The organism is Streptomyces dysideae (assembly GCF_001514305.1).
Lineage (GTDB): Bacteria > Actinomycetota > Actinomycetes > Streptomycetales > Streptomycetaceae > Streptomyces > Streptomyces dysideae.
The window spans coordinates 1-3187 of the sequence record NZ_KQ949166.1 but is presented as its reverse complement, the minus strand read 5'-3'; the positions used below and the strand labels follow the sequence as shown (position 1 = coordinate 3187).

The 3187-nt window shown below is 66.1% G+C and carries 2 protein-coding genes and 1 pseudogene; all 3 read right to left on the bottom strand.

Features of this window, described 5'->3' with window-relative positions:
• Window positions 1-700, bottom strand: a pseudogene (locus AQJ91_RS48105) (hypothetical protein); the annotation flags it as partial.
• A 24-nt stretch (window positions 701-724) separates the two neighbouring features.
• Window positions 725-2401, bottom strand: a complete 1677-nt coding sequence (locus AQJ91_RS48100; protein ID WP_234383481.1) for an ArnT family glycosyltransferase — start codon at window positions 2399-2401, stop codon at window positions 725-727.
• Window positions 2391-3187 (bottom strand): glycosyltransferase family 2 protein (locus AQJ91_RS48095; RefSeq protein WP_159054845.1); only part of this gene is annotated, 797 nt, incomplete at its 5' end. The genes AQJ91_RS48095 and AQJ91_RS48100, both read right to left, overlap by 11 nt.

Here is a 3187-nt window from a genome sequence, read left to right as displayed (position 1 = left end):
TGCTCAGCGACACCGAGGCTCCGGGCTTGCCCACCGTCTTGCTGACCTTCACGGAGCCGACCGCACCGCCCGCGACGAGCTGGGCCTCGGCCACGTTGTCGCCGCCACGCTGCTGTGCGACCACGACGGCGCCCTTGCTGACGTTCTCGGGCACGCTGATCTGCGCGTTGATCGACCCGGTCTTGTCGGTCTTCGCCGTGCCGATGCCCTTTCCCTCGCTCTGCTTCGCCGAGGTCTTCAGCAGCAGGTCCACGGTGGACCTGGCGTCGAATCCGGCGCCCTCGACTGTGGCCTTGCCGCCGGGCGTGACCAGGCCGGGGTTGAGCACGATGATGGGGCCCGCTGCCCGGGGAATCCCCTGGTCCCCCAGATCGACCGTCTTCGGCTTCTTGGCGGGCGCCTTGGTCTCCTTGGGCGCGGGCGCGCTCTTCTTGTTCTCGCGCTTGGCATTGTCGCCGGTGGTGTTGAGCGCGCCACCGAATCCGCCGCTCTTCGCGACCACCTGGACGAGGGAGCCGACGACCACGAGCGCTATGGCGACCATCAGGAACTTCTTCCAGGTGAGCCGCCTCTTCTTTTCCCCGGTTTCTGCGGCTCCCGCGATCTCTCCGATCTCTCCGATCTCTCCGGGAGGTGACTGCTCAGCTTTCTCGGAGTTCTCGGGTATGTCCTTTTCCCTGTCCTCGGGGTTCTCGGGCATGACGTTCACCTCCTCGGCCCGGGGCTAACCGACCCGGTAGACCTGCAGGTTGATGTCGCCTTGTTTGGTCTCCCACACCTTCTTCGCGTTCTTCAGCGCCGTCATGATCCAGTCCTCGCGGCCGTCACCGTTGTTCAGCTCCATGGCCCGTCGCATCTGGTTGGACACGACGATGTAGTCGACGTTCTTCCAGTTCTTACCGAAGAGCTTGTCGCGCACGTCGGGGTCCGCAGCGGCGTTCCAGTGGGAATGCGCGAACGGGTAGAAGGGAGGGACGTCGTGAAGCTCGCTCCACAGGTCGTCGTCCATGATGATCCGCGCGTCCGACGGGACGTTCTCCCGTATCCAGTCGACCTGTTGCTCCTGCAGGCGGGTCAGGTTCAGCTTCGGGTGGTACTGGTCCGCGAGGGCCACGCGTCCCTCGGTGTTGACCGTCAGGAGGTAGTCGGTGGCCGGCGCGAGCAGCACCACGGCGCCGACCGCGGCGGGCAGTGCGATCCGCAGCAGGGGGCCAAGCCGCCTGAGGAGCCGGTCGGTCACCATGCCGATACTCATCGCGAACAGCGGGATCACCGGCGCGACGTAGAAGTCCAGCAGCACGCTGCCACGCATGAGATAGAAGGTGTAGGCGACGGACAGCGTGCCGACGACGAGGAGGGCGAGGTTGCGCTGCCGGTCCCTGAAGCCCCAGTACAGACAGGCCGACATGGCGAGCAGGCCAAGCAGCAGGAACAGCCCGTCCTTCTCGATCCAGCTGGTGTACAGGAAGCTGCCCTCGCCGAGCAGGGACCCCTGACTGCGGTTGACCTGCCACCACAGGGTGTAGAGCAGTGAGACGTGGTCGGCCGGCGGGTTGTTCAGGTCGAAGTCCAGGCCACTGGGCAAAAGCTCGTTCTTCAACACCGCGTACAAGAGGTAAGCACCGACCGGGATCGCCACCGCGAACGGCCACAGCGACGTGGCGAACCGGCGCTGAGTGGAGCCCCTCACCCTGCGGTGCAGCAGATACACCAGCGCAGGCACGAAGAAGAGCGCGTTCTCCTTGGTGATCAGCGCGATCCCCAGCGCGGCCCCGGCGCCCAGCGCCTGCCGGATTCTCATCTCGCGGCCAAGTAGTAGGTACAGGCTCAGCAGCACCCAGAACGTCATGAGGTTGTCCAGCAGGACCTGCCGCTGGAAGTAGACGGCAAGCGGCGAGACGTTGTAGAAGAACGCGGCCACGGACGCCGCCAGGACGCTGCCGGACAGCCGCCGGACGATCTCGAAGAGCAGCACGACGCTGAGGAGATGCACGATCAGCATCAGCAACCGGCCGGTGTTGACCGCGTTGCCGAACGTCTCGAACTGGTTCGGCAACGGGAAGGCGAAGCCGGCGAGCTGGATCCAGCCGCCGGGTGCGTGGTCGTAGTCGTAGGTGTACGGCGACAGGCGGTTCTGCCGCACCAGCGACCATGCCCGCTGCATGTAGATGCCCTCGTCGGTGAGGTACAGCGGGTACTGGAACAGGTGCCAGCCATGCGTGACCAGCCCGGTCAGCACGGCCACGACCACCGCGATCCGCCCGCGCTGCCCCAGCTGAGGGAACTCACCCAGCGTAATGGGCGGTTGCGCCTTCGGCCCGGTGGGCGCCGGGGCCTGACGGGCCGGCGCCCGCTCGCCCTCGTGGACCACGAACAGTTTCGGCCTCGTCTCACGCGACATCGGACTTCGCCCCCGGCTCCTCGCTCCGGTGGGCACCGACGTGCTGAGTCTTCTCCCAGTTGCTCTGGCCGGTCATCTGGCGTCGCATGGCACGCAGCGCCGCGTAGGCCAGGATCAGCTGGTACGGGTACCAGGCGACGGCCATGCGCAGCACGGCCGTCGGGGTGGCCTGCAGGCCGTGGGCGTCGGTGAACTCGTACAGGCCCACAGCCTGCGTCACGAAGTGCGCCAGAAGCATCAGCACGGGCAGCCAGGAGACGAGCGCGACCAGCACCGGCACCTTCAGCAGGAGCATCATGCCGAGGGAGACCAGCAGATACACGCCCAGAAACGCCTGCCCGTGCGGAAAGGCCAGCACGTAGAAGGCCAGCCACCGCTGCTTGCGGGTGGGCATCTGCTTCCAGGTGCCCTTGCTCAGGGTCTGCATGAAACCCTGACTCCAGCGGGTGCGCTGCCGGATGAACTGCCCGAGCGTCGGCGGCGTCTCCTCCTTGGTGACGTACCGGTCGTCGTACACCACCCGCACCCGCTCCCCCGCCGCCGACACCCTCAGCCCCAGGTCCGCGTCCTCGGTGAGGTTGTGCTCGTCCCAGCCACCGAGACGCACCAGCAGACCCCGCTGGAAGAACACCGTGTTACCGCCGAGCGGGATGGACCCCTCAAGGGCGTGATAATGCAGACGGCTCTTGAACCAGAAGAAGTACTCCAGGACGTTCAACGCCGAGTACCAGGTGGACTGGTAGTTCATCAACTGCACACCGGACTGGACCACGTTGACCTCGTCCT

Bases quoted from the DNA above. Each gene is read 5' to 3' on its own strand.
- AQJ91_RS48100 (WP_234383481.1), bottom strand. From the start codon at position 2,401: ATGTCGCGTGAGACGAGGCCGAAACTGTTCGTGGTCCACGAGGGCGAG.